At 71.4% G+C, this 24,529-nt stretch carries 20 protein-coding genes and 1 pseudogene; 12 read left to right on the top strand and 9 right to left on the bottom strand.

Annotation, left to right across the window (positions count from 1 at the left end; translation table 11 throughout):
• Positions 1–7: 7 nt before the first annotated feature.
• Positions 8–1,858 (bottom strand): non-ribosomal peptide synthetase, encoded by a 1,851-nt coding sequence (locus ACFC79_RS12380; protein ID WP_376238644.1) that lies wholly within the window; start codon positions 1,856–1,858, stop codon positions 8–10.
• Positions 1,859–3,155: 1,297 nt separating this feature from the next.
• Here ACFC79_RS12380 and ACFC79_RS12375 point away from each other — a divergent pair.
• Positions 3,156–3,347: pseudogene (locus ACFC79_RS12375) on the top strand (MFS transporter); the annotation flags it as partial.
• Between the two features lie 52 nt (positions 3,348–3,399).
• Here the strand turns inward: ACFC79_RS12375 and ACFC79_RS12370 are convergent.
• Positions 3,400–4,107: a L,D-transpeptidase gene (locus tag ACFC79_RS12370; RefSeq protein WP_376238642.1), complete on the bottom strand. Its 708-nt coding sequence runs from the start codon at positions 4,105–4,107 to the stop codon at positions 3,400–3,402.
• A 424-nt stretch (positions 4,108–4,531) separates the two neighbouring features.
• Between ACFC79_RS12370 and ACFC79_RS12365 the strand changes: the two genes are divergently transcribed.
• From ACFC79_RS12365 to ACFC79_RS12355, 3 genes are all read left to right on the top strand, one after another.
• A complete protein-coding gene (locus ACFC79_RS12365; protein ID WP_376238640.1) occupies positions 4,532–5,905 on the top strand; it encodes an alkaline phosphatase in 1,374 nt (457 codons plus the stop codon).
• 173 nt (positions 5,906–6,078) lie between these two features.
• Positions 6,079–6,609 carry a BlaI/MecI/CopY family transcriptional regulator gene (locus ACFC79_RS12360; protein ID WP_376238638.1) on the top strand — a complete coding sequence of 177 codons (531 nt, stop codon included), beginning with the start codon at positions 6,079–6,081 and terminating at the stop codon, positions 6,607–6,609.
• A 3-nt stretch (positions 6,610–6,612) separates the two neighbouring features.
• Complete coding sequence (locus ACFC79_RS12355; protein ID WP_376238635.1) at positions 6,613–7,548, top strand: M56 family metallopeptidase; 936 nt, start codon at positions 6,613–6,615, stop codon at positions 7,546–7,548.
• A gap of 146 nt (positions 7,549–7,694) precedes the next feature.
• Here ACFC79_RS12355 and ACFC79_RS12350 read toward each other — a convergent pair whose 3' ends face one another.
• Positions 7,695–7,961, bottom strand: coding sequence for a GlsB/YeaQ/YmgE family stress response membrane protein (locus ACFC79_RS12350; RefSeq protein ID WP_376238632.1), 267 nt, complete (start codon positions 7,959–7,961; stop codon positions 7,695–7,697).
• A gap of 556 nt (positions 7,962–8,517) precedes the next feature.
• On the opposite strand from ACFC79_RS12350, the gene ACFC79_RS12345 reads away from it, so the two are divergent.
• The 3 genes from ACFC79_RS12345 (at position 8,518) to ACFC79_RS12335 (ending at position 12,456) form a co-directional block, all read left to right on the top strand.
• Positions 8,518–8,880 carry an ArsR/SmtB family transcription factor gene (locus ACFC79_RS12345; RefSeq protein ID WP_376238630.1) on the top strand — a complete coding sequence of 121 codons (363 nt, stop codon included), beginning with the start codon at positions 8,518–8,520 and terminating at the stop codon, positions 8,878–8,880.
• Entirely contained in the window at positions 8,873–11,557 is a 2,685-nt protein-coding gene (gene mgtA / locus ACFC79_RS12340; RefSeq protein WP_376238628.1) for a magnesium-translocating P-type ATPase, read from the top strand. The genes ACFC79_RS12345 and mgtA overlap by 8 nt, the downstream gene beginning before the upstream one ends.
• Positions 11,558–11,688: 131 nt before the next feature.
• Positions 11,689–12,456, top strand: coding sequence for a lytic transglycosylase domain-containing protein (locus ACFC79_RS12335; RefSeq protein ID WP_376238626.1), 768 nt, complete (start codon positions 11,689–11,691; stop codon positions 12,454–12,456).
• A gap of 46 nt (positions 12,457–12,502) precedes the next feature.
• Here the strand turns inward: ACFC79_RS12335 and ACFC79_RS12330 are convergent, their stop codons facing one another.
• The 3 genes from ACFC79_RS12330 to ACFC79_RS12320 form a co-directional block, all read right to left on the bottom strand.
• Complete coding sequence (locus tag ACFC79_RS12330; protein ID WP_376238625.1) at positions 12,503–12,739, bottom strand: hypothetical protein; 237 nt, start codon at positions 12,737–12,739, stop codon at positions 12,503–12,505.
• Between the two features lie 64 nt (positions 12,740–12,803).
• On the bottom strand, positions 12,804–13,340 hold the full coding sequence (locus tag ACFC79_RS12325) for a Sec-independent protein translocase subunit TatB (protein ID WP_376238623.1): 537 nt from the start codon (positions 13,338–13,340) through the stop codon (positions 12,804–12,806).
• A 39-nt stretch (positions 13,341–13,379) separates the two neighbouring features.
• Positions 13,380–14,822 (bottom strand): hypothetical protein, encoded by a 1,443-nt coding sequence (locus ACFC79_RS12320; protein WP_376238620.1) that lies wholly within the window; start codon positions 14,820–14,822, stop codon positions 13,380–13,382.
• 333 nt (positions 14,823–15,155) lie between these two features.
• On the opposite strand from ACFC79_RS12320, the gene ACFC79_RS12315 reads away from it, so the two are divergent.
• Entirely contained in the window at positions 15,156–16,064 is a 909-nt protein-coding gene (locus tag ACFC79_RS12315) for a hypothetical protein (RefSeq protein WP_376238617.1), read from the top strand.
• A 178-nt stretch (positions 16,065–16,242) separates the two neighbouring features.
• On the top strand, positions 16,243–17,325 hold the full coding sequence (locus ACFC79_RS12310) for a M23 family metallopeptidase (protein WP_376238615.1): 1,083 nt from the start codon (positions 16,243–16,245) through the stop codon (positions 17,323–17,325).
• On the opposite strand, the gene ACFC79_RS12305 is transcribed toward ACFC79_RS12310, so the two are convergent.
• Positions 17,298–18,575, bottom strand: a complete 1,278-nt coding sequence (locus tag ACFC79_RS12305) for a M6 family metalloprotease domain-containing protein (RefSeq protein WP_376238612.1) — start codon at positions 18,573–18,575, stop codon at positions 17,298–17,300. The genes ACFC79_RS12310 and ACFC79_RS12305 overlap by 28 nt on opposite strands.
• Positions 18,576–18,910: 335 nt before the next feature.
• Between ACFC79_RS12305 and ACFC79_RS12300 the strand changes: the two genes are divergently transcribed.
• Both ACFC79_RS12300 and ACFC79_RS12295 read left to right on the top strand, forming a co-directional pair.
• Positions 18,911–19,573, top strand: coding sequence for a TetR/AcrR family transcriptional regulator (locus ACFC79_RS12300; RefSeq protein ID WP_376238609.1), 663 nt, complete (start codon positions 18,911–18,913; stop codon positions 19,571–19,573).
• A gap of 275 nt (positions 19,574–19,848) precedes the next feature.
• Positions 19,849–21,381 (top strand): MFS transporter, encoded by a 1,533-nt coding sequence (locus ACFC79_RS12295; RefSeq protein ID WP_376238607.1) that lies wholly within the window; start codon positions 19,849–19,851, stop codon positions 21,379–21,381.
• 299 nt (positions 21,382–21,680) lie between these two features.
• Here ACFC79_RS12295 and ACFC79_RS12290 read toward each other — a convergent pair whose 3' ends face one another.
• Positions 21,681–22,196, bottom strand: a complete 516-nt coding sequence (locus ACFC79_RS12290) for a MarR family winged helix-turn-helix transcriptional regulator (protein WP_376238605.1) — start codon at positions 22,194–22,196, stop codon at positions 21,681–21,683.
• A gap of 135 nt (positions 22,197–22,331) precedes the next feature.
• On the opposite strand from ACFC79_RS12290, the gene ACFC79_RS12285 reads away from it, so the two are divergent.
• Entirely contained in the window at positions 22,332–23,111 is a 780-nt protein-coding gene (locus ACFC79_RS12285; RefSeq protein WP_376238602.1) for a dioxygenase, read from the top strand.
• A gap of 96 nt (positions 23,112–23,207) precedes the next feature.
• Here the strand turns inward: ACFC79_RS12285 and ACFC79_RS12280 are convergent, their stop codons facing one another.
• Entirely contained in the window at positions 23,208–24,323 is a 1,116-nt protein-coding gene (locus tag ACFC79_RS12280; protein ID WP_376238600.1) for a questin oxidase family protein, read from the bottom strand.
• Positions 24,324–24,529 lie beyond the last annotated feature (206 nt).

Genomic DNA, 24,529 nt, shown 5'->3' with positions numbered 1-24,529 from the left:
TCGCTCGTCACGCGGCTCGGTGGCAGGATTCCGTGCAGACTTGCGCCGAGAAATCCTCGAGTGTCTCCGCGATCAGCAGATCCGCTGCGGATACCGGAGTACCGATGATTCGATTCAGCCGGTCCACTACGCGCACGGCCAGGATGGAGTTTCCCCCAGATTCGACAAAGCTGATTCCGGGTACGGCCACGCCATCGATCACTTGTGATATTGCCGTCCGCACCATGGGAAGGGTTTTGCACTCCGATTCGCTGTCGAGTGCCGATTTGGTGTGACCGTCTCCTTCTGCCTCGCGGGTGGGCAGTGAAGCGATCATCGCTTTCCGGTCGGCCTTTCCGGTCGGCCCCAGCGGAACTGTTTCGAGTACGACCCACCGGCTGGGCACCATGTAATCCGGTACGCGCTCCAGGAGTGTCGCATTCAGTTCACTCACCCACTGCTTCCGCGCATCGGGGTCCAAGTGGGGTTTTCCCGGAAGAACGAAACCGACGAGCGCCGCCGATGCTCCTTCCCCGACCTTCTCCACGAAGGCGGCCTCCGGGATACCGGTGGCGATCGTGCTGCGTTCCACTTCTTCCAGTTCGATACGGAAGCCGCGCAGCTTGATCTGGCGGTCACGCCTGCCCAACATTTCCAGGGCGCCCGACGGAAGCTCTCGGACCATGTCGCCGGTCCGGTACACGCGTTCCCCAGTGGCAGGGTCGCGGACGAATCGCTCTGCCGTCAGATCCGGCCGGTGCAGGTACCCGTTCGCCACTCCCGGGCCTCCCAGGCACAGCTCCCCCACCTCGCCCGGCGCGACGCGCCCCAGCTCGTCATCGAGTACGTACAGGTCCGTGCCCTGCAGCGGGAAACCGATGGGCACTCGCTCCGCATGGGCCAGGCCCTCCTGAGTGCACTCGAAATAGGTCGCGAAGGAGGTCCCCTCGGTGGGGCCGTATCCGTTCACCAGCCGGCGCGGCGGTCCGGCGTTCAAGACACGCCGCACCGTGTCGAGATCCAGCTGCTCGCCACCGACGACGAGGTCGCGAAGGTCGGCGAAAGCATCCGGGTGCTCGCGGGCGATGGTGTGGAAGACCGATGTCGGCAGGAACATGGTCGCGATGCGCTCGCTGCGCACCAGTCGCGTCCACTCGGCCATTCCGTATTCGGTCAGTGCGGGGAACGGCACGACCGCAGCGCCGGAGGCCAACGTTCCCCAGACCTCGGAAGCGGTGACGTCGAACGCCGGATTGCAGGTGTTGGCTACGCGGTCTCCGGGTTCCACAACACAGTAGTTCGGCGTGGTCACCAGCCGCTTGACGGCACGATGCGGGATGACGACGCCCTTGGGCCGCCCGGTCGACCCAGATGTGTAGGTGACGTAGACCGGATCTTCCGGCCCGACCACCGCATCCGCGAGTGACCGAGTCTCGGCTTGTGCCGCGAGGTCGGCCGTGACCGAGAGGGTCCGGATCCCGGACGATGCCCATGTGCGTGCCCCCGGTCGTCCGACGACAAGCTTGGTCCCGGATTCCTCGAGGATTCCGTCCAGTCGACGGATCGGAGCATGAATGTCGAAAGGCAGGTACGCCGCACCCGATCGCACAACTCCAAGGAATGCGACGATCAGGTCCGCAGAACGCGGAAGGTCGACAGCCACCGTGTCACCAATGCGCACACCGGCAGAACGCAGAGCATGCGCCAGCCGCCCGGAACGCTCCCAAAGCTCGGCGTAAGTAAGGTGTACACCGCCTCGAACCTCATGTACCGCCGTAGCAGATGGCGTATTGTCGACCCAATGCGCGATTCGATCAATAATTCCGCCGTCAAATTCTGAAACAGGTAAAGCACTTTCGGCGCGCACCGATTTTGGCACAAATTTCCTCTCGGACAGAAAAAGACTGAAGAGATGCCAGGTTTCAGGTCCCGTTGAAGGCCAGTCCAGGCAAGCCGCTCGATGTCCGGGATCCACGCCACCGGACGAGGGGGAAAGTGGAATCCTGCATTGCCTCAGGCGGTCGCGGCTGTCTCCGTCGCTCCGCCATGCGCTGCCGAGTGAATCATTGCCATTCACTACCCCCCGTTTTCACGTTCAGTAGCTAACACTCCCTGCGGCCGTGACTGCAAGGGAATTATTTGTGGTCTAGATTACGTTTACCGATGCCTTCGCTGGGGCTTCGGATCTTCTGGGTGGAAGTGATTTGCCATGAAGAGCGACTAGTTGCCGGACATGATCCAATCAGGCTCACGGGTGAGCGGTCGGGCCCTTCGCGGCCAGCCCCACTCCAGCCAAAACGGTCACGACTGACCTTGTTGGGGCGGGGACGGGACGCCGTGCGTCCGTGCGGGCGTCGGATTTCCCGTCCCTGCTGTGCGAGTTGGCCCGGCAATGGGCCCTCCACGTGTCTTGCCCCGGTGGCGGCCGTCGTTGGCTGCCATTTCGATGGTCCACGGAGTTGGAATGCGGGCTCCGCAGCAGTGGTCGATCATGGAACTGGATGCGCCGAAGACCGCGGTGCCGCCGTCGGCGAACCTCCGGCCCTGGTCGCAGAACTTCCTCAACTAGCCGCTGGCGTACGGTGTTTGCGGCGGAGGCGGATCACGGGGCGATGCCACTCGTGGTGGTCGAGCGCGCGACTACGATGAGCTCGCATCGAGGCCGCTGCCTGACGCGGAGGGGTAACGTGTTGTGTCGTTCGGCACGAGGGGAGTGAGGGGAGCAGGGCCTTCTGGCGGATAGGGGTCGGGAAGGTCGCCCCTGTTGTTGTCGACGCCCGTCATGGGTCTGTTCCAGTGGGTCTGACCTGGGAATCTCTGATGGGGTGGGGGATGGCTGTGTGGCGGTGAGGGTGATGCCGGCAGAGCGCCGTCGCAGCAGCTGCGACTCGTAGATGGGCCGACCCACTGAGCGGCCCGGGAAGAGCCAGTCGCCCTCATGCCGGATCAGGGCGTCGGTACCCCGTGAAGCGACCAGGTCGAGCATGAAGCGGTCCAGTGGCGCCGGTAGTTGGGTGGGCCGGTCGCCCAGGTGGAGCGGAACGTGGTCGCAGTCCTGTGTGACGCGGTCGGCGGTCAGGCGGTGGATGCTGCTGGCCGTCTGCGCGTACAGCAGCACGAGGAGGCCGGCGACGTGGTCCGCCGTGGCGATGGAACTCGTCGTTCAGCAGTCCCGGCACACCACCAGCGCCATGCAGACCAACATGAACCTCGGGCAGGTCGTGGTCCTGGCGCTCACCAGCGCCGTCCTCAACGCCTGCCTGGCGGCCGGAACCGGTCCTCTCGGCGGTTACGCGACCGTCTTCGCGCTGCTGCTCGTTCCGTCCGCCATGGTCGCCGCCCTCGTCGTCCGGGCCCGTCACGACTGAGCGCCGTTGTCTCCGGGACCGGGTCGTGGCCGTTTCTCGCGGGAAGGGCGGGTCAGGCGCCGGTGCCGGGCTTCGTCCCCCATACGTAGACGGCGTCGTCGATGCGGAGCAGGTTCCACAGGGCCTCGGCGTCGCGGACGGTGAGGTTGACGCAGCCGGCGGAGCCGCCGCCGTCGTAGAGGTCGCCGGGGTGCCCGTGCAGGGCCTGTCCGCCGTCGAAGAACTGCGAGTACGGCATGGGGGCGTTGTCGTAGATGGTGGAGACGTGGTCCTTGTCGCGCCAGTAGATGGAGTGCCAGCCGGGCCGGGTCTCCTGGGCCTCGCGGCCGGTGCGGATCGGAACGGGGCGGAAGTCGATCCGTTCGCCGGTCTGCACCCACAGCAGTTGGCGGTCCATGTCGACGCAGGTGACCCGGTAGGTCTTGACCGGGCAGTGCTTGGCGGCGTTCGGGTCGTCGAGCACCACCACGCGGCCCTCGGCCTCCGCCGGCCGGCCGCGCACCCGGAAGTCGTTGCCGACGAAGATGTCGACGGCGTTGTCGCGGCCCGCGATCGGCCCGTTGTCGATGCCGGGGAACGGGTCCGGGCAGGAGCCCGGGACGCAGGGGCCGAGGCCGCCGGGGAGCGGAGCCGCGTAGGCGGGTGTCGCTCCGAGACCGAGGGAGAGGGCGGGCACGGTCGCCGTCGCGACGGCCCAGGCCGTTCCGGTGGCGGCGGCGCGGGAGCGCAGCGTACCGAGGTGCTGGGAGCTGCGTCTCATGGGGGAATGTTTGACGTCCCGCTCGCGCGAACCGTCTTCATGACACGTGCCGGTGACCGGATCTCGCGACCTTTCTCATGCGAACGGAGCACCGACCGGTGGGGCGGTGGGGTGACATCGCGTCCGCCGCGCGCTCGGACGGAGGTCCCCGCTTGCGAGGGCGCGGATCATGTGCGAGGGGACCGAGGGGCGGGACGGGATGGGGCGTGCGGGAGGGGACGCGGGGACGGCCGGGCGGGGGAGCGGGCCGACCGGGAGAGGGCCGGGGCGGGCCGCGACCGGTGTGTCATGTCGCGGCAGAACAGTCGGCACCTCGATGTCGCCCGCGGTTAACACGGTGCTGATGGACTCGGCGACGTCGGCGTCCCGTACCGACCGGTTCCCTCCCATAGCGACTGTACCGACCTGTTCCAAGGAGACACCCATGCCTCGACCGCGTCTGTCCCGCAGCCGTCTGATGGCCGTCGGCGCCGTCGTCGTCGCCAGCACCGCCGCCGTCGCCGTCAGCACGACGGCGGGCGCGTTCGGACCGAAGCAGCAAGCCCAGCATGCCATCAAGGACGGGAAGGCGAAGAACGTCATCCTGCTGATCGGCGACGGCATGGGGGACTCGGAGATCACCCTGGCCCGTGACTACACCGTGGGTGCGGCCGGCCGTCTGAACATGGACAAGTTCCCGCTGACCGGCGCCTACACGACGTACGCCGTGCACGCCGACGGCACCCCGGACTACGTCACCGACTCCGCGGCCAGCGGCACCGGCTGGGCGACCGGCGTGAAGACGGTCAACGGGCGGATCTCGAAGACGCCGGGCACCGACAAGGCGGTGCCGACCATTCTGGAACTGGCCCAGAAGGGCGGCTACGCGACCGGCTCCGTGAGCACGGCCGAGCTGACCGACGCCACCCCTGCGGTCCTCGCCTCGCACGCCACCGACCGCTCCTGCCAGGGCCCCGCCGACATGGCCAAGTGCCCGACCGACACCATCTCCAAGGGCGGCCCGGGCTCGATCGCCGAGCAGAGCGTCAACCACAAGGTCGACGTCCTTCTCGGCGGTGGCAAGCAGCGCTTCGACCAGAAGGTGACGGACGGCAAGTACAAGGGTCTGACGGTCACCGAGCAGGCGCAGAAGCTGGGCTACCAGGTCGTCACCGACGACCGGTCCCTGAAGGCCGTCAAGGGCGACAAGCCGGTGCTGGGCCTCTTCGCGCCGGGCAACGTGCCCACCGAGTGGACCGGCAAGCCCGCGGCGCTCGGCGGCACCGACCCGCAGCGCTGCCTCACCAGCAACCCGAACCGTCCGGCCGGCACCCCGGACCTCGCCGACCAGACCACCAAGGCCATCCAGCTCCTGGAGGCGAAGCAGAAGCACAAGAACGGCAACAAGAAGGGCTTCTTCCTCCAGGTCGAGGGCGCCTCGATCGACAAGCAGGACCACTCCGCCGACCCGTGCGGCCAGATCGGTGAGACCGCCGCGTTCGACCGCGCCGTGAAGGTGGCCCGCGCCTACGCCGCCAAGCACCCCGACACCCTGGTCGTCACCACCGCCGACCACGGCCACACCAGCCAGATCGTGCCGCTGGAGGCCCAGCCGCCCGGCCTCACCTCCACGCTGATCACCGACGAGGGCCAGCAGCTGAAGGTCAACTACTCGACCAACACGCCCGGTCAGTCGCAGGAGCACACCGGCGTCCAGGTCCGGATCGCCGCGCAGGGACCGCAGGCATACCGGGTCCTGGGCGTCACCGACCAGACCGACCTGTTCACCACCGTCCGTGAGGCGCTCCGACTGCGCTGACACCGCACCGCATGTGCCGCGTGAGTCGCGGGTGTGCCGCGAGGGAGCGACCGGGCAGCCGGTCGGTCCCTCGCGGTTTCCGTTCCCGTTCCCGCCGCCGGTGTCGTCGGCCGTCCGTCTCACTACGATGGGGTGCCCCTCCGGCCGGGAGGGGCACGGGCAGGGGAGACGGCATGGCGGACCGCGACGACGGTGGGGAATGGGGCACACGTGCTCGCCGCCGTGGACAGGGTGAACTGGAGGCGCAGGTGCTGACCGCGCTGCGGGCCGCGCCAGGGCCGCAGACGGCGGCCTGGGTTCGGGAACACCTGGGCGGCACGCTCGCCTACACGACGGTGATGACGATCCTGACCCGGCTGCACGCGAAGAACGCGGTCACCCGGGAACGGGTCGGCCGGGCGTTCCTGTGGACGGCGGCCGCCGACGAGGCGGGGCTCGCCGCCCACCGCATGCGGCGGGTGCTGGACAACGAGAGCGACCGCGAGGCCGTCCTGATGAGTTTCGTGTCGGGGCTGTCCGCGCGTGACGAGGAACTGCTCCGCTCGCTCCTCAACGACGCGGGCGGCGGGCCCGTGGACGCGGGCGACGACGGGAACGGAGGCGGAGGCGGGGGCGGCGACAGTGCCGACCGTGGCCGCGGTCCCGGCACCGGCGCGGGGAGAACGGACGGCCGGGCCGAGGACCGGGACGGCCGGGAGAACTGAACCATGGGCGTCTTCGTCTTCCTGCCGCTCTTCCTGCCCCTGACCGCCTGGCCGATCGCCCGCCTGGCGGAACAGCACCTCCACCCGAGGGCCGCCACCAGACTCCTGTCCGCGGCGAGTGCCGTGCTCGGGCTGTGCAGCACCCTCTGCCTGGCCCTGCTCGCGATCGTCGGCACCGCCCAGCTCCCGGGCAACCCCCTGCCCGACGGCTGGTCCGACGCCGAAGTACGGGCGGCCGTGCCGCACCACGAACTCGTCGGGAAGACGGCCATCGGTGCGCTCGCGCTCGTGGCCGTGGCCTGTACGACGCTTCTGCTCCGCCACCACCGGGTGCGGCGCCGCGCCGAGCGGGCGTTGCGGGGGCTGCCCGCCACCCGGGTCGCGGTGCTCCCGGACCCGACGCCCTACGCCCATGCGCTGCCCGGCGCCAGGGGCGCGGGCCGGATCATGGTCTCCACCGGGATGCTGGCCGGTCTGGGTTCCCGGGAGCGCCGCGCGCTGTTCGCCCACGAGCGCGCGCATCTCGACGGCCGTCACCACCGCTTCCTCGTGGTGGCGGGGCTCGCGGCGCGGGCCAATCCGTTCCTGCGCCCGTTGCGCACGTCCGTGGCGTACACCGTCGAACGCTGGGCGGACGAGGAAGCGGCCCGTGCGGTCGGCGACCGGCGGGTGACGGCTCGTGCGGTGGGCAAGGCCGCGCTGATCTCGCCCGGCCCGCCCGCGTCGACCCTGGCGGCCTTCGCCGCTCCGGGTCCGGTACCGCGCCGGGTCGCGGCCCTGCTCGGCCCGGCCCCGGTCGCCCGCACCTGGCCGCCCACGTTCACCGCGGTCGGCGCCGCCGCCTGGTCCGCGGTGGCCGGCACGGTGCTGTCCGCCATGTCGTCGGCGAACTCCGCGGTCACGATGATCCTGATACTGCGCGCCGCCACGCCCCTGTAGACCCCGCGGAACTCCGGTCGGTGCGGGGAGTCCTGGTGCACGGGACGTTCCTGCCGGGCACCGGCCGGGTCCGGCCGGTGCGGCCGGTGAGGCCCAGTCCGCCTGGTGGGGACCGGTCCGGCCGGTGTCGGTCCGGGCCGACGCCGTCAGTCCCGCGAGTTGCCGAAGAGGAGGCGGTAGCCGATGAGGAGGACGAGCGAGCCGCCGATCGCCGCGCCCCACGTGGTGAGATCGAAGAAGTCCTTCTGCACGGGCCGGTCGAGGAAATGCGCCGAGAGCCAGCCGCCGACGAAGGCGCCCGCGATGCCGATGAGAGTGGTGCCGATCAGGCCGCCCGGATCACGGCCCGGCAGCAGCACCTTGGCGATGACTCCGGCGACAAGCCCGAGGATGATCCAGCTGACGATGCCCACGTTTTCGTTCCCCTCGTCGGGCCGCACCGGGGCGGAGGCAAGTCCCGGTCGGCGGCAATGCGTTGCGTGGTTGCGCAACTGTACAGACGATGACGAGGACGCAGCCGGGACGGTGCTGGTTGCGCGGTGGGGGCCGGGGGACATTACGGCGGGGACCCGGGCGTCTCGGGCCGGGATCCCCGGCGGCGGGACGGCCCTGACGACCTGAGGAGCCCTGACCACCCGGGCAGCAACGGGGAGCGGGCTTCCGGCCCCGCGGCTCCGCCTCCCGCGTTGCCGTCAGTCGTGAGCTTCCCCACGTTCTCGGCCCTGTTCGGATCGGGGAGGCCCCCTTCGCCCTTGCTTCGGGCGGGGGAGGCCCCCTTCGCCCTTGCTTCGGACGGGGGAGGCCCCCTCGCCCTCGCTTCGGACGGAGGAAGCTCCCTTCGCCCTCGTCCTCTCCGCTGCCTCGGACCCGAAGCCGCATGGGGCCGCTCGCCGATCCACCCCCTCTCGCTCCCCGGGTCGTTAGACTGGGGAGGTTGGCAAGCGACACCGGGGAAACGGAGGGGCGACGGTGGCGACAGGCGTCGACAACTTCGAGGACCCGCCCGCCGAGGTGCTCGCGGAGGCTGCCGCGGCCTTCGGCCTGCTGGCATCCTCGGCGCGGCTGCACATCGTGTGGGCACTGGCCCAGGGCGAGAGCGATGTCACGGGACTCGCGGAGCGGGTGGGCGGTGCGCTGCCCGCCGTCAGCCAGCACCTGACGAAGCTGAAGCTCGCGGGCCTCGTGCGTTCCCGCCGCGAGGGCCGGCGCATGGTGTATTTCGTGGACGATCCCGACGTCGTGACCGTGGTGCGGCTGATGGTCGGGCAGCTGACCGCACGCGCCGACGTCGCGTCCGCGCCGGTGCGCGCGCTTCGCGGGACCGGTGCCTGAGACCTCCGAGGCCGAGGAGTCAGGTCTCGCGTCACCCGGCCCGCCGGCCCCTCCGGCGCCGGGGAAGGCCGTCGTGGGCGGCGGGGGCCTGCGCCACCTCACCGCTCTCCAGGTGCTGCGCACCCTGGAGAGCGGTCCCCGCGGGCTCACGGACGAGGACGCCGCGGAGCGCCTGACCAGGTTCGGCGAGAACACACTGCCTGCCCGGCGCACCGTGTCGTGGCCCGGACGTTTCCTGCACAGCCTCGGCGATCCGTTCACCGCCGTGCTGCTCTGCCTCGGTGTGGTGTCCGCGGCCGTCGCCGCCTGGGGCACCGCCTGCGTGATCACCGTGCTCGTGGTGGTGAGCTGCGTGCTGCGGTCGGCCGGGGAACATCGCGCCGACCGGTCGATGGCCGGGCTGCGGGACCTGGTGGCGACCACCGCGACGGTGCTGCGTCGCGCCGACGGCGACACGGTGCCGGAAGCCCGTGAGATCCCGGTCGACGAACTGGTGCCGGGCGACGTGGTCCGCCTCGGCCCCGGGGACCTGGTCCCGGCCGACCTGCGGCTGCTGCGCTCGAACAGCCTGAGCGTGAACCAGGCGGCGCTCACCGGGGAGTCGGCCCCGGTCGCCAAACACCCCGTCGACGCCCCGGACCGCCCGGCGGACGGGGCCGGAGAAGACACGGGGACCGGGGACAGGGGGGACGGTCCCTTCGGCGAACCGCAGCTGTGCTTCCAGGGCAGCAGTGTCATGTCGGGCAGCGGCACCGCGGTGGTCGTCGCGACCGGCGCGCACACCCGGTTCGCCGCCGGGCACGACTCCGTGGTCCCGCGCGGCCGGAGCGCCTTCGACCGGTCGGTGCACGGGATCTCCTGGATCCTGATCCGGTTCATGCTGCTGACACCGCCGCTGGTGCTGATGGCGAACGCGGCTCTGCGCGGCCGGGGCCTGGAGACACTGCCGTTCGCGGTGGCGGTGGCGGTGGGGCTCACCCCGGAGATGCTCCCGGTCATCGTCACGACGAGCCTGGCGCGCGGCGCCTCGCTCCTCGCCCGCGCCCACGGCGTGATCGTCCGGAGGCTGCCCGCGCTGCACGACCTGGGCGCGGTCGACGTGCTGTGCCTGGACAAGACGGGCACGCTCACCCAGGACCGGCCGGTCGTGGTGCGAGCGATGGACGCCGACGGCCGGGACGACCCCGAGGCATTGCGCTGGGCCGCCGTGAACGCGTGGTGGACGCTCCAGCTCGCCGATCTGCCCGTCCCCGACACCCTGGACGAGGCGATCCTCGACGCGGCCGACGAGGACGACGCGCTGCGCCACGACGGGGTCGCGGCCGTGCCCTTCGATCCGGTGCGGCGCCTGTCCACCGCCGTCGTGCACGCCCCCGGTCGGCTCGGTGTCCACACCCTCGTCGTCAAGGGTGCCGTCGAGAGCGTGCTGGAACGGTGCGCGCTCGACGACGGCGAACGGCGGCGGCTGCTCGCCCTCGCGGCGGACCGGGCGGGCGACGGACTGCGCCTCCTGGCGGTCGCCACCGCCGAGCGCGCCGCGCGTCGGCGCGCGTACACGCCCGCCGACGAACGCGGCCTGGACTTCGTCGGCTTCGTCGCCCTGCGCGAGGAGCTGGTCCCCTCCGCGGCCGGCGCCCTGCGCGTCCTCGCCGACCGCGGCATCACGGTGAAGGTGCTCACCGGCGACCACCCGGGCACGGTGGCCCGCGCCTGCCGCGATCTGGGCCTGGATCCGGGCGAGGTGCGCACGGCGGACGCCATCGACGGGCTCACCGACCCGGAACTCGCCGAACTCGCCGACCGGACCACCGTGTTCGCCCGCTGCACCCCCGAGCACAAGGCCCGCATCGTCACCACCCTGCGTGCCGCCGGACACACCACGGGATTCCTCGGGGACGGCGTCAACGATCTGCCCGCGCTGCACACCGCCGATGTCGGGATCTGCCCGCGCGACGCCGTCGACGTGGCCCGGGAGAGCGCCGGAGTGGTGCTCGCCGACCACGGCAAGGACCTGACCGCGATCGACCATGCGATCACGGCGGGCCGGCAGAGCAGCGTCACCATCGCGACGTACCTGCGCATCACCCTGTCCTCGAACCTCGGCAACGTGATCGCCATGCTGGCAGCCGGTCTCCTGCTGCCGTTCCTGCCGATGCTCCCGGCCCAGGCCCTCGTCCAGAACCTGTGCTTCGACGCCGCCCAGCTCACCTTCTCCTACGACCGGCCCGCCCCGGCCGCGCTCAAGCGGCCCACCATGCTGAGACCGCGCGACTTCCTCCGCTTCATCACCGCGTTCGGAGCGATCAACGCCGTCGCCGACCTGGCGACGTTCGCGGTGCTCGCACTCGCCCTGCACGGCCCCGGCGGCACGGACGACGAGGCGGCGTTCCACGCGGGCTGGTTCACCGAGAACCTGCTCACCCAGGCCCTGGTGATGGTGCTCCTGCGGACCGGCCGCCGTACCGTCGAGACCCGGGGGATCAGCCCGGTCGGCCGGGCCGCCGCCGCGCTCGCCGTCACCGGCCTGCTGCTGCCGCTCTCCCCGCTCGGCCCGCCGCTGGGCATGATGACCCTGCCCGGCGTCTACTACCTGCTGCTCGTGGTCGTGCTCGCGCTGTACACCGCGGCCCTGGTGATCGCCCGCGACCGCCACGAACTGCGGGGCTCCCGGCCCTGACGTCCAGGCCGCGGCGTCGCCCCCGTGGTGTGGTGCGGCATGCTGTGCGGTGCTGCCCGTCGCCCCGCCCGCGGCGACGGAATCCGTAGGGTGTGGGTATACGCGGCAGGCGCACCGGAGGAGGCGGGACGATGGCGGATTCCGGGGCGCGGCGACGGTGGTACGTGGTGCCGGTGCTCGTCCTGGTGGTGTGGCTGCTGGTACGCGGCGGCCAGGGGGCCGAGCCGACGGACGCGTCACGAGCCGCACCGTCCGGCGCCCCGTCGGCACCGTCCGCGGACGCGGCAGGCGCACCGGCCGTTCCCGCTCCCTCGAACGGCCCGTCGAACGACTCGTCGAGCGCCCCGCCGGGCGACCCGAGTGCCTCGGCGTCCGGTGGGAGCGGCGGCCCGCAGGTCCCACCGGCCGGGGCCTACGACCCCGCGGATCTCGCGCCGCAGGTGCGCACCCACGCGGGCCGGGCCGGTGTCGATCCGCGACTGCTGATGGCGATCCTCTACAACGAGGCGTACAAGCCGCACGATCCGGACTGGGAGCGGGCCTGGCAGCGGTACAAGCCGGATGCCTCCTTCGGCGTCGCGAACATGCACCGCGCCGCCTTCGACGAGACGAAACGGCGGCACGGTTTCGCGGACCGCCGGTGGGAGGAACTGCCCGACGACCGTGATCTGGCCGTCCGGGCCGCTGCCTGGCACCTGCACGACCTTGCCGCGCAACTGCCCGCCCGGTGGTCGGCGACGTACTCGAAGGACGAACTGCTGGCGCTGGGCTACAACGCGGGGTCGGGCAACATGCTGGCGTTCGCCCGCGGTGCGCGCCCGGGCAGTCAGGCGCAGTCCTACCTGGACCGGCTGCACGCCAACTGGGCCGCGGCCGGGAAGGCGGTCTCCGGCCGGTAGCCGGGGGGCCGGCGGGCGAGGAGGAGGGACGGGCCGGGCGGCGGTATCAGGGGCTGGCGCCGTCGAAGCCGTACCTCAGCGGTTCGCTGCGTACGCGCGGATCGCGGCGGTAGACGTAGAGCGCCTCCACCTGTATGCCACCCGACGAGGTTTCGACCTGGCAGGGGTAGGTCACCTGGAGCACCCCCGGGCGGTCGGTGACCCGCATGCGCAGTCCGTCGGCGGGGCCGCCGTCGAGGACCGCGTTCTCCCAGCCCTGCATGCCGTTCGTATCGGTCTTCATAGTTCAAGTATTGCGCAATCTTTGAATATTTGGTGATGTGCGGGGAGCGAAAACGATCGCGAACTCAGGTCGCCTCGGCGTCGAACGGCGCGCGGGGGCGCGTCGGCGCCTCCCCGCCCTCTCCGTCCTTCGCGGAGGGCGCTTGGCCCTTCTCGAACGACACGTGACCGCTCGTGAACGACATACTGCCGTTCTCCGACGGCATCCGATCCGGTGTGCCGCCCGTCGGGGCGGGGCCGCCCGGAAGCCCGCCCGCCGCGCCGCCCTCGTCCCCGGTGGTGCCGCGTACGGCGTCGACCGCCTCGGCGAGCTCCTTCCTGGGGTCGAGGGCGTCGCGGATCTCGTCCAGCCCGAGCCCGTCACCGTTCAGCACGTGCTTGCGCACCAGTGTTTTGGGGTGCAGGTCCTCGAACTCGAAATCCTGGAAATCCGGGCCGAGTTCGGACCTGATCTCCTGTTTCGCCTGCTCCGAGAACTGCCGGAACCGGGCGATGAGGTCCGCCGTGTTCCGGATGAACTCGGGCAATTTGTCCGGGCCGAAGAGGAGCATGCCGAGGATGGCGATGGTGAGCAGTTCCAGCGGGCCCACGTCAGAGAACACCGGGTGCCCCCGGAACCGCCGTCGGCGTCGCCCGCCGGGTCACCAGTCACCGCCTCCGAAGTCGCCGCCCCCGAAGTCGCCACCCCCGTCGAAACCGCCGCCGAAGTCCCCCGGGGAGAAGTCCGAGCCGGTGAACTCGCCGCCGCCGGGAGCGTCACCAGCGACACCGTCGGCGGACGGGGTGTCGGCGAACGCGGCGGGGGCGCTGAGCACCGAGCCCAGCATCGTGCCCACGAGCAGTCCGCCGAGAATGCCTCCGGCGCCGCCGAAGTAGCCGCCCGCCCAGGGCGCGTAGGCGGGACCGGCGTTCCAGTAGGGCTGGGGGCCGTCCGCGGTCGCCACCTGACGGGCTGCCGGTTCCTGGCCCGACGCCAGCAGTTCGGCATCCACCTGGCACGCGGGGACATCGCGCGGCACGCCGCCGGGCGGCGCCCACGGCACGTCCCTGACCGAGGGGCCGTGACGCGGGTCGAAGAAGCAGGGGGCGCGGTGCTCGGGCAGCGGGGTGCCGGCGCGGCGGGCGGCCAGGGTGGCGAGCGCGAACCGGCCCTCCGCCAGGGTCTCGGTCACCGGCCGGACGTCCTGCGGTGCGGAGGCGGCGGCCATCAGCTCCTTGGCCTTGTCGTACGCGTCGAGGGCGTGGGCGTAGTCCTGGCGCATGGCGTCGTCGGTGCCGGGCGCGGAGGGGCGGAAGTCGAGCCGGTCCAACTCCTCGCCGAAGGCGGTGATGTCCTCGTCGACGACGACACGGAGCGCATCGAGTTCGGCGGCCTCGCGCTTCTTCCGGGACCGCCGGTAGAGGGCGTAGCCCCCGCCCCCGGCCACCGCGACCGCGCCGACGGCGAGAAGTGCCGCGGTCCCGCCGCCGCCCTCCTCGCCCCCGGAGTCGCCCCAGGTGTCGGGAGCCCGTCCCGCGGCCTGGGCGGTCGCCCGGTCGACGAACGCCGTCAGCATTCCCGCGGGATCGCCCGGGTGGGAGCGCTTGACGGCACCGGTGAGGTTGTTGACCGCGGCGCGGGGCATCACCGAGGCATCGGCTCCGGCGTCGAATCCGTTGCCCAGGCGCACGGCGTAGACGCCGCTGATGCCCACCAGTGTGCGCAGGTCCCGCAGCAGGGTCCGGGGCGGGAACTCGGAGCCCTCGGGCAGTACCGCGACGAACACCGGCCTGCCCGCGTCCTCGATCTTCTTCGCGAGGTGTTCGGCATCGGCGTCGGCGAGCATGCCCCGGGCGCGCGGATCGACGTACACGGGGCTCTTGCGGAGGGCCTCGGCCACGCTGTCGAGCCCGGTGTCCGCGGCGTGCGCGGAGGTGGCGGGAGCGAGTACCGCGCACAACGCGAGGACCAGGGCGGCCAGTGCGATGCGGACGAACCCGGCGGCCGGGCCGGTCCGCACGGTACGGAGCGCCGGGGCGGGCGCGGTGGACGGGGGAATCGCGGCGGGGCCGGGTCGTGACGGAACCCGACGGGCGGCAGGCATGGGAGGTCCTCCTCGTGCGGCGGGCACGGCTGCGGTCACCCGTAGCCAATGCTTGCTCAGTTGCGTAATGTAGCAAGTATCGTGGAGGTGGGTGGTCGGCCCGTCTCGGCGGCCGCCGATTCATGCTTGAGGAATTGCGCAATCGGGAAAGTATGAGGGGAGTGGCGCGAGAGCGCGGGGACGGGCCGTACGGCCCTGTGGCCCTGCCGCTCCGTGGCCCGGAGGTTCTGCGGTCGCGCGGCCCTGTGGTCATGCGGCTGCCGTGCGACTCTCCTGCGGCTGTCCGGCTGCGGGCTGTTCGGTTGTGTGGGTTTCATCGATCGAGGAAGACGCGTGGACGACCATTCGGATCTCCTGCGGGCAGAGGATCTGCCCATGTTCGAGCGCGTCCTGGACCGGGCGCTGAGCGCGCCTGCGGTCCGGGAGAGGCGGCGCCGCACCCTGGGGGCCCTCAACGGCGAGCAACTGCGCACCCGGGCGTTGGGGGCGCGTGCCGCCATCTCCGCCTCGGCCGCTCCGGAGTACCGCGCGTACCGTCAACTGCTCGACGCCTCCGCCCCGTCGGGCACGGGGCGGAACGGCGCCCGGCGCGAGTCCGGCATCGGCGCGACCGTCCGGGGCAGCGCGCTGCACGCGGTGGCCGTGCTGGTGCCGGGGCTGTCCGTCACGGCCGCCGTCGTCTTCGGGCTGATCGGGTTCGGTTTCCGGGCCGTGGACCGGCACTCGCACCTCGCGGAGGTCATGCTCCTCGCCGGTGCGGTCGCCGTCGGAGTGGCGGTGGTGACGGTGCTGGCCGGTCTCGTCGGGCTGCTCGTGGCGGCGGCGCGCAATCGTTCGGCGCCGGGTGGCGTGGACCCCGAGGTGGAGCGTGCGTGCGAGGCGTGGCAGGGGGCGCTGCTGGAACGCGGGATGCTGCCCTTCCTGGTCGAGGCGATCGGGCCGGCGGATCGGGATGCCGCCGCTCGCCCGGATGCGACGGCCAGGGCGGACGCGGCGGACGGGATGGCCGGGACGGAGCCGACGGCCGGAGCGGCGGCGGCGGGTGCCGCGGCCGGAGTGGGTGCGGTCGGCTCGGTGGCGGGTGGTCCGACAGCCGGTGCGGCCGGTGTTCCGCAGCCGCGGAGGAGACCGGGCTTCAGCGCCCCCGATTTCTCCAGTCCCGACTTCTCGGGCCCCGATTTCTCCGGCCCCGACTTCTCGGGACCGGACTACCGGGGGCCCGCGCTGCCCGGATCGGACTGAAGCCCGCTCCCTCCAATGTGTAATGTGATGGTCAATAGAGGGTAAAGATGTGAGGGTGTGACAGGAGCCGTCGTAAGAGGGCCGGTCGCGTCGGTCCGTCGTCTCGCGCCGACCTCCGACCGGACCGGCCGACGGGCGGCGTGCGGACGGGGGAACGTTGTCGAGGGCGTTGACGTACGTGTGGAAGAGGCACGGCCTGGTCTTCGGGGCGGGGGCGTTGTGCGTCCTCGTGAACCGGCAGGGGCTCGGTCCTCTCTGGTACTCCGGTGTGGTGCTGCTTGTCGTCGGCGGGCTCATGCGCTGGACCCTGGTGCGGCGGCAGCGTCCGCCCCGTGAGCGTCCCCCGGTGCCGGTCGGGATGCCGGTGACCGGCCGGTGGATGGTGCTGAACGGGCCGGCCACGAAGGTCCCGAGCCATGTGCACAGCCACGCGCAGACCTACGCCGTCGACCTGAAGCTCGACCCGCCTGCCCCGCCTGCCCCGCCTGCCCCGCCTGCCCCATCAACCCCGCCTGTCCCGCCTGCCGCGCCTGGCGCGCCCGCCCCATCAACCCTGCCTGTCCCGCCTGTCCCGTCGGCCGGTACGGACGCGGTGTGTGCGCCGCCGTTCGCCTGGGTCCTGCCGTTCGGCCGGAGCCCCCGGCGCTTTCCGTCCTTCGGCGCGCCGCTGCCGGCCGTGGCCGACGGGGTGGTCGTCGCGACCGCGGGCAGGCAGCGCGACCACCTGTCCCGGACGTCCCTGCCGGGTCTTGCCTACCTCTGCCTGGAGGGATTCGTCCGCGGCCTGGGCCTGCCCCGACACCTCCTCGGGAACCACATCGTGCTGGACCTCGGCAACGGCGTGTACGCGGTCTACGCCCACCTGCGGCGCGGCTCCCTCCGGGCGGCGGTGGGAGACAGGGTGACGGCAGGTCAGGTGATCGCCGAGTGCGGGAACTCCGGCAACTCCTCCGAGCCGCACCTGCACTTCCAGCTGATGGACGGACCCGACGTCATGACCGCGCGCGGCCTGCCGTTCGCATGGAACTACCTCGACGACGACGGGGTGCGGCAGACCGGAGTCCCCGAGGACTTCGCGCACGTCGTCACCGACCGGGGCGATCCGCGCGGTGCGGACGCGGACGCGGGTACAGGCGCAGGTACGGACGGGGGCGGTGCGGGCGCGGGGCCGGATGCGGGTACGGACGCAGGTGCGGACGGGGGCGGTGCGGGCTCGGACGGGGGCGAGTCGGGTCAGGGCCGAGTTATTCGGACCCGGTAGTTCCCGTCGTCGTTCTTGCCGATCACGGATATGCGTATCCCGGCGGTGCGGTCGGTGAAGGTCTGGCCGGGCCGGTAGGTGGCGTCGGAGAGCTCGGCGTGCACATTGGGCAGACGGGTGCAGCCGCCGCTGCCCTTGGTGCTGTCCATGACGGAGACGGGCCCCTGGCCGGTGTCGACGTTCGAGCTCACCTTGTAGATCAGCACGCCGGGTCGGCAGACCTCCTGGTCGTTGCCCGCCCGGGTCCGTACCTCCACCGCGTAGCCGGACTCGGCGCTCAGCGGTACGAACGCCAGCTTCATGCCGCCCCGGGTGGCCAGTGGTTCGAGGACGTGGTCGCTGGTGCCGCTTCCGGTGACGCAGCTGATCTGGTTGTTGTCCAGCCAGCCGAGTTTCCACTTGTGCCAGCCCAGCAGATCGTTGTTGGCCCCCCAGTCCTCGGACATGATGTCCCAGTGCCCGACCGCTCCGCCGCCGTTCATGGTGTACAGGTCGGGGAGACCGAAGACATGGCCGTTCTCGTGCGGCAGGACGCGGTACCCGGTCTGTTCGAACGTTCCCGAGCCGTCGTCCTGACGGCTGTAGATGAAGGACGTGTTGGCGAGCGGAACCCCGTCCGCGTGCGGGGCCTTGTCGTTGCCGGAGAAGGTCACGGACAGCACGGTGTCCAGGGCGGCGGGACCGGCGTTCGGCGTGACCAGGACGTTGACCAGGTCGTACGCGCTGAAGTCGACCTTCGGGTCGGCGGCGGCGACGACGTCCTGGACGAGATGGCGGTAGCCCGGCTCGTACGGTGCACCCCGGTCTATCCCGTAATCCGAGAACGGCAGCGGCATCCGCAGCCAGGACTTCACCGGCGCGTGGGGGACGTAGGTGAGTCGCCCGTACGAACCGGTCCGGAACCACTCGACGGTCTGCGGGAAGAATTCGGCGTACCGTTCCGCCGCCGGCTCGGTGCCCGGAGCGTCGGGGAAATCGATCATCAGGTTGAGGGCGTGGATTTTGCCCGTGGAGTGGGCGTACACCTCGGATGTCGGTATGCCCTCCGACATCTGTACGCCCATGGTCGCCGTTATCCGGCACGCGGCCGTGCCCGCCGAGCGGGACGTGGCCACCGGCCCGGCCGTGGCCCGGCTGGGTATCGGGAGTGTGCTGCTGGCCGAGGCCATGGTGGCAAGGACCAGGGCCGTTGCCGAGGTGAGCGCGATCGGACTGTGGTGCTTGCGTATCCGGCGGCGGGACGTTCGCATGGAGGCGCCTCGGGGTCCGCGGCAGTCGGCCGACCCCGACTGCGCTCTGCCGATCAGCCTGTGACGGGTGGTACGGCATCGCTCGTTGGGTGCGCCGATCGGTTGGTTTTCCCTCCCCCGAGGTGTGTTTCAGGTCACGTTGTGCTGAGAAATAACCGGGGACGGTTTCCCCGTTTGCACCGGTGTCCTCGTGAAACGGGGAGGCATTCCCCGGTTGTGGGCCGGGGTTGTCGGGAGACGCCGGCCCGTCCGGTGTCGACGATCGATGCGGCCGGAGCCGGCGAGCCCGCAGTGCGGGAAGCCGGAGGGCGGCAGGGAGAGGAAGGGCGGACACCGTGGAGACCGTTCCCCGTACCGCGACCGGAGCGGCGCGCCCCCGGGCGACCCGTCCGCGGGCCGACGCGCTGCGCAACCGGGAACGGATCGTGACGGCCGCGCGCGAGATGTTCGTGGAGTTCGGGCCGGACGTGCCGCTCGACGAGGTCGCCCGGCGTGCCGGGGTCGGCAATGCCACGCTCTACCGGAATTTCCCCGATCGGGCCGCGCTGATCCACGAGGTCGTGCTCGCGGTCACCTCCCGCACCACCGACCGCGCCGCGGAGGCGGCGGCCGAGGAGGACGATCCCTTCGCCGCGCTCAGCCGCTTCGTGCACGCCGCGGCCGATGAGCGCATCGGGGCGCTGTGCCCGATGCTCTCGGGCGGTTTCGACAAGGACCACCCGGAACTGCTCGCCGAGCGCCGACGCCTCGAAGAGGCCGTCGGGGGGCTCGTGGAGCGCGCCATGTCCGCGGGGCGCCTGCGCACCGACATCGAGGTCGGTGACGTCATGGTCGCCCTCTCCCAGCTCACCCGGCCGCTGCCCGGTACGGGATGTCCGGCCATCGACCGCTTCGCCCATCGTCATCTGCAACTGTTCCTGGACGGCCTGGAGACCCCGGCCCGGTCCCGGCTCCCCGGAACGGCGGTGACTCTGGAGGATCTCCGGCACCGGGCGTGATGCCCGCGCCGGGGGGCTGAGCCGCGGCACCGGACCGGGGCGCTCTCGCCACCCGTCCTCACCGCTTTCGCCACGCGTTCTTCCTCATCGACCCGCCCCCTTTCACCACTTTTCCGGCCTGCTCCTCCCACTCGCCCTCCCACGACTTTTTCCACGACTTTTCCACGCGTCTTCTTTCACCTCCCGTCCTCCCGTCCTCCCGTCCTCGCGCCGGAGTCCCGGTGCATGCTCGCGCGCGCCCGCGCGCCCTCATATGTCCTCAGGTGGATACCCCCATGCCGAAATCAGGTGACCTTCGACTCCCGGACCCCAGCCGCTGGAAGGCGCTGGCGTTCATCTCCCTCGCGCAACTGATGGTCGTGCTCGATGCCACGATCGTGAACATCGCGCTTCCGCACGCCCAGACGGCCCTGGGGATTTCCGACGCCAACAAGCAGTGGGTCATCACCGCCTACGCCCTCGCGTTCGGCGGACTGCTGCTCTTCGGAGGCCGGATCGCCGACCTCTGGGGCCGCAAGCGGACCTTCGTCGTCGGCCTGATCGGCTTCGCGCTCGCCTCCGCGTTGGGTGGCGCGGCGCAGAACCAGGGAATGCTCTTCGGCTCCCGTGCCCTGCAGGGCGTCTTCGGCGCACTGCTCGCCCCGGCCGCGCTCTCGCTGCTCCCCGTGATGTTCACCGATGCCAGGGAGCGCGCCAAGGCGTTCGGTATCTACGGTGCGATCGCCGGTGGCGGCGGTGCCGTCGGCCTGATTCTCGGCGGCTTCCTCACCCAGACGCTGAACTGGCGCTGGACCTTCTTCGTCAACATCCCGTTCGCCGTGCTCGCCGCCGTCGGTGCGTACTTCGTGATCCGGGAACCGGCCGGCAGCCGCAACCGCTCGTCGCTCGACATCGCGGGTGTCGTCCTGTCCGCCCTGGGCCTGGTCTCCCTGGTGTACGGATTCACCCGTGCCGAGTCCGCCGGCTGGTCGGACGGGCTGACCATCGGCATGTTCGTCGCGTCCGCCGTGCTGCTCCTGGCGTTCGTCGTGACCGAGGCCCGGATCGGCGCGCCGCTGCTGCCGCTCCGTGTCGTTCTGGACCGCAACCGCGGCGGTGTCTACCTCTCGCTGGGGCTGGCCGTCATCGCGATGTTCGGCCTGTTCCTCTTCCTGACCTACTACCTGCAGATCGTGCAGGGCTATTCGCCGATCAGGACGGGCTTCGCCTTCCTTCCGATGATCGCGGGCATGATCACCGGCTCCACGCAGATCGGTGCCCGGCTGATGACGAGGGTTCCGGCGCGGGCGCTCATGGGCCCCGGCTTCCTGCTGGCCGCCGTCGGCATGCTGTTGCTGACGCGCCTGGAGGTCGGTTCCTCCTACACCGGGGTCGTCCTGCCGGCGCAGCTCCTGCTCGGGCTGGGCATGGGTACGGCGTTCATGCCCGCCATGTCGCTGGCCACGCACGGGGTCGAGCCGCGGGATTCGGGTGTCGCGTCCGCGATGGTCAACACCTCGCAGCAGGTGGGCGGCGCGATCGGTACGGCGCTGCTGAACACCGTCGCCGCGTCGGCCGCGACGGCCTACGCGACCTCGCACGCCGCGCTCGGCGCCGCCGACCCGGAGCTGCTGAAGCTCCAGTCGATGGTCCACGGCTTCACCGCTGCCATCTGGTGGGCCGTCGGCATCCTGGTGGCCGCCGCCGCGATCGCGGTGACCCTCGTCAACGCCGGACGTCCCGAGGCGAACGCGACCGGCACGGTGTCCGGTCCGCGCGGGGCCGAGGGCGTCGCGGACGAGGTCAGGGTCCCGGTCGTCGCCCACTGACACGGGCCGGACGGTGCACGGCGACGCGCTGTCCGGGTGGGTGCCGTCCACGCTGCCCGGTTCCGCCCGACGGAGCCGGGCAGCGCCGTTCCCGGCCCGCACCGGCCGTATCCCCGATCACCGGGCAATCCCCCGTGACCGGGAGCGGAAGCCCTTGCGGTGACCGGGAGAGCCCGGCGACCGGCGAACTCCCCATGGCCGTGGGGCCCCTTGCGACGGGGAACTTCCCGTGACCGTGACACGCCTTGCGACGGGGAGCTTCCCGTGGCCGTGAGTCCCCTCGCGACCGGGGCCGGTGTTCACCGCAGCCAGGGAAGATCGGCGTCCGTGCCCTCCGGCTGCAGTCCGGCGGCGATGACCTGCATGATCTCGCCGAGCGAATGCATCTGCTCGGGTGTGAGCCGGTCGAACATCGACTGGCGCACGGCGCTGACATGGCCCGGCGCGGAACGGCGCAGCATCTCGAAGCCCTCATCGGTGAGGACCGCGTTCTGGCCGCGTTTGTCGGACGGGCAGTCCTCGCGGCGCACCCAGCCGCTCTTCTCCAGCCGCGCGACGGCGTGCGAGAGCCGGGAGCGGGTGATCTTGGCGTCCTTGGCCAGCTCGGTCATCCGCTTCCGGCGGCGCGGTGCCTGGGAGAGCTGGACGAGCAGTCCGTAATAGATGTGCGGCATCCCGGCGTCGCGCTGCAACTGGCGGTCGAGGTGATCCTCCAGGAGCGTGGTGGCGTGGAGGTACGCGCGCCACACTCTCTGCTCTTCGTCGGAGAGCCAGCGCGGTTCGCCGGAGGGTGCTGCCGTGGTCATGTACTCCACTGTAGACCTTTTCTTGAAAGTTTAACTAGATAGAGATAAGGTCTCCGAAGGTAGGAGCTTGAAGATTAAAGAATCCTCCTTCTCGAAAGAGACCTGTAGAAGACATACCGTGAGCAGCAGCGGATGGGGAGTGCCATGACTGTCACCGCGGAGCGCATGCCCGCCCTCTACCTCTCCCACGGGGCGCCGCCGCTGGCCGACGACCCCGTCTGGCCCGGCGAACTCGCCGCCTGGTCGGCCGGTCTGCCCCGCCCCCGCGCGATCCTGATGGTCTCCGCGCACTGGGAGGAGGCGCCGCTCGCCCTCGGCGCGACGGAGACCATCCCGCTCGTGTACGACTTCTGGGGATTCCCCGAGCACTACTACCGGGTGCGGTACGCGGCCCCGGGCGCCCCGGAGCTGGCGGAGGACGTACGGAAGCTGCTGCGCGGCGCCGGTACGCCGGTGCAGGACATCCCGGATCGCGGGCTCGACCACGGGGCGTACGTTCCGCTGGTGGAGATGTTCCCGGACGTCGACATCCCCGTACTCCAGATCTCCATGCCGACGCTGGACCCGCGGAAGCTGATGGACATCGGGCGCAAGCTCGCGCCGCTGCGCGACGAGGGCGTCCTGATCGTCGGCAGCGGCTTCTTCACCCACAACCTCGCGGCCCTGCGCCACGCGGGCGGCACGCCCGGATGGTCGGCGGAGTTCGACGACTGGGGGAACCGCGCGCTCCGCGCGCAGGACGTCGACGCGCTGCTGGACTTCGAGCACAAGTCGCCGGCCGGTCGACTGGCCCACCCGCGCACCGAACACTTCGCCCCGCTCTTCGTGACGCTCGGCGCCGCGGAGAACGAGTTGGACCGGGGGCGCAGCGTCATCGACGGCTTCTGGATGGGACTCGCGAAGCGCTCCGTGCAGTTCGGCTGAGGGCTGCCGGACCGGGGACGCGCGGGCGGACCCCGCCCCCGGTTCGGTCCGGGCCCTCCTCGGCCCGGTCCGGCCGCTGCCCCGTACCGGGGTGTGTCAGAGTGCGGGCGGGTTCAGTTCGATCGTGCGGAGTGCGGCGGTGAGGGCCGCGGTGTCGCCGACGTCGCACGCGGTGTCGGTGAACTTGATGGTGTGGTCGTCGCCGTGCGCCGCCGCCCGCGCGAAGAGCTCCTCGGCGGACACGGATGGTCCGTCGGCCGGGGACGAGGCCGCGTGCGGGTACGGAGCCGGCTCGGCAGGGGCGTACGCGGCGGTGACCGCGGCACTCGCCGCCCAGGCGGCTTCCAGGCTCGGCGCCCACAGGGGGCGGGGCAGCGCGGGCAGCACGCGCAGGACGGCGTTGGGGGCGGTCGCCGCGTGCACCAGCATGATCGGCTCGCCGTATCCGTACGTGGCATAACGGTGGGTCGCCGCCCGAACCAGCTCCTCCAGGCGGGTCCGCGCCTCGTCCGGGCCGACGGGGGAGCGCTGCGGCCACACCGGGAACCCGGTGAGCCGCGCCGGCCGTTCCCGGATGCCGCCGCTCTGCTCGGACACGCAGGGCACGGCATCCAGTGCCGCCACCGTGTCGGCCGCGGGCGGCAGCGGGGTCAGCACGGGCAGTGGCTGGTGGCGGGCGGCCCAGTAGCCGAGGCCGTGTGCCGGCTCGACGATGCGGGGCGCGCTCGCCGGGCCCGTGAGCAGGGTGCGCACGGCGTGGCCGACCCGGATCGCCGGATGGGTGGCGCCTGCGGCGATGCCGGGCAGCAACCGGGGCCACCACTCGGCGAGGACGTCCCGCCAGGGGCGCTCGGCCGTCTCCCGCTCGAAATACGCCGTCCAGTCCGCGATACGGCGGGGGTCGCCCAGGGCCTCGTGCCAGTTCTCCGCCGTCACGTCCGACGACGTGCCGGGCATGTCCTCCAGTTTGTGCCGGTAGTGGTCGATCCACCGGTGGACGGCCGGTGCCTGGCCGTGCCGCACCAGCGCCTCGACGGCCATCGGGGCGTGGTTGCTCAGCTGGCCGTCCCGCTCGGGGCCCGCCCTGGGGAGCCGTTCCAGCGCCTCGTCGAGCGTGCCCGTGCGGTCGTCGTCGTGGGTGAGGGATGCGGTGCCGTCGTGCGTGCCCTCGAAGCCGTTGTGCGTGGCGTCATCCGTCGTGGCGTCACCCATACGCACACACGGTAGGGACGCGGTCCGGGCCGTGTAACGGGCCGTGGACGTAGACCGCACCCGTGCGGGGGCCCTGGGGACTTTGTCCCGGTCGCCTCCCGCCACCGGGTACCGCGCCCCGGTGGCCGGCGGTACCCGGTGGGGTGTGCGGGACGGGAACGAAGCCGGGGTCGCCACCGTTCGGGTGTGAGGGGGCGTGGAACGTG

Source organism: Streptomyces sp. NPDC056061, from assembly GCF_042266885.1.
Lineage (GTDB): Bacteria > Actinomycetota > Actinomycetes > Streptomycetales > Streptomycetaceae > Streptomyces.
This window is presented reverse-complemented; position numbering and strand designations above follow the sequence as displayed.

Coding starts and splice junctions, on each gene's coding strand:
- ACFC79_RS12370 (WP_376238642.1), bottom strand. CDS start 4,107: ATGAGACGCAGCTCCCAGCACCTCGGTACGCTGCGCTCCCGCGCCGCC.
- ACFC79_RS12365 (WP_376238640.1), top strand. CDS start 4,532: ATGCCTCGACCGCGTCTGTCCCGCAGCCGTCTGATGGCCGTCGGCGCC.
- ACFC79_RS12360 (WP_376238638.1), top strand. CDS start 6,079: ATGGCGGACCGCGACGACGGTGGGGAATGGGGCACACGTGCTCGCCGC.
- ACFC79_RS12355 (WP_376238635.1), top strand. CDS start 6,613: ATGGGCGTCTTCGTCTTCCTGCCGCTCTTCCTGCCCCTGACCGCCTGG.
- ACFC79_RS12335 (WP_376238626.1), top strand. CDS start 11,689: ATGGCGGATTCCGGGGCGCGGCGACGGTGGTACGTGGTGCCGGTGCTC.
- ACFC79_RS12330 (WP_376238625.1), bottom strand. CDS start 12,739: ATGAAGACCGATACGAACGGCATGCAGGGCTGGGAGAACGCGGTCCTC.
- ACFC79_RS12320 (WP_376238620.1), bottom strand. CDS start 14,822: ATGCCTGCCGCCCGTCGGGTTCCGTCACGACCCGGCCCCGCCGCGATT.
- ACFC79_RS12305 (WP_376238612.1), bottom strand. CDS start 18,575: ATGCGAACGTCCCGCCGCCGGATACGCAAGCACCACAGTCCGATCGCG.
- ACFC79_RS12295 (WP_376238607.1), top strand. CDS start 19,849: ATGCCGAAATCAGGTGACCTTCGACTCCCGGACCCCAGCCGCTGGAAG.
- ACFC79_RS12285 (WP_376238602.1), top strand. CDS start 22,332: ATGACTGTCACCGCGGAGCGCATGCCCGCCCTCTACCTCTCCCACGGG.
- ACFC79_RS12280 (WP_376238600.1), bottom strand. CDS start 24,323: ATGGGTGACGCCACGACGGATGACGCCACGCACAACGGCTTCGAGGGC.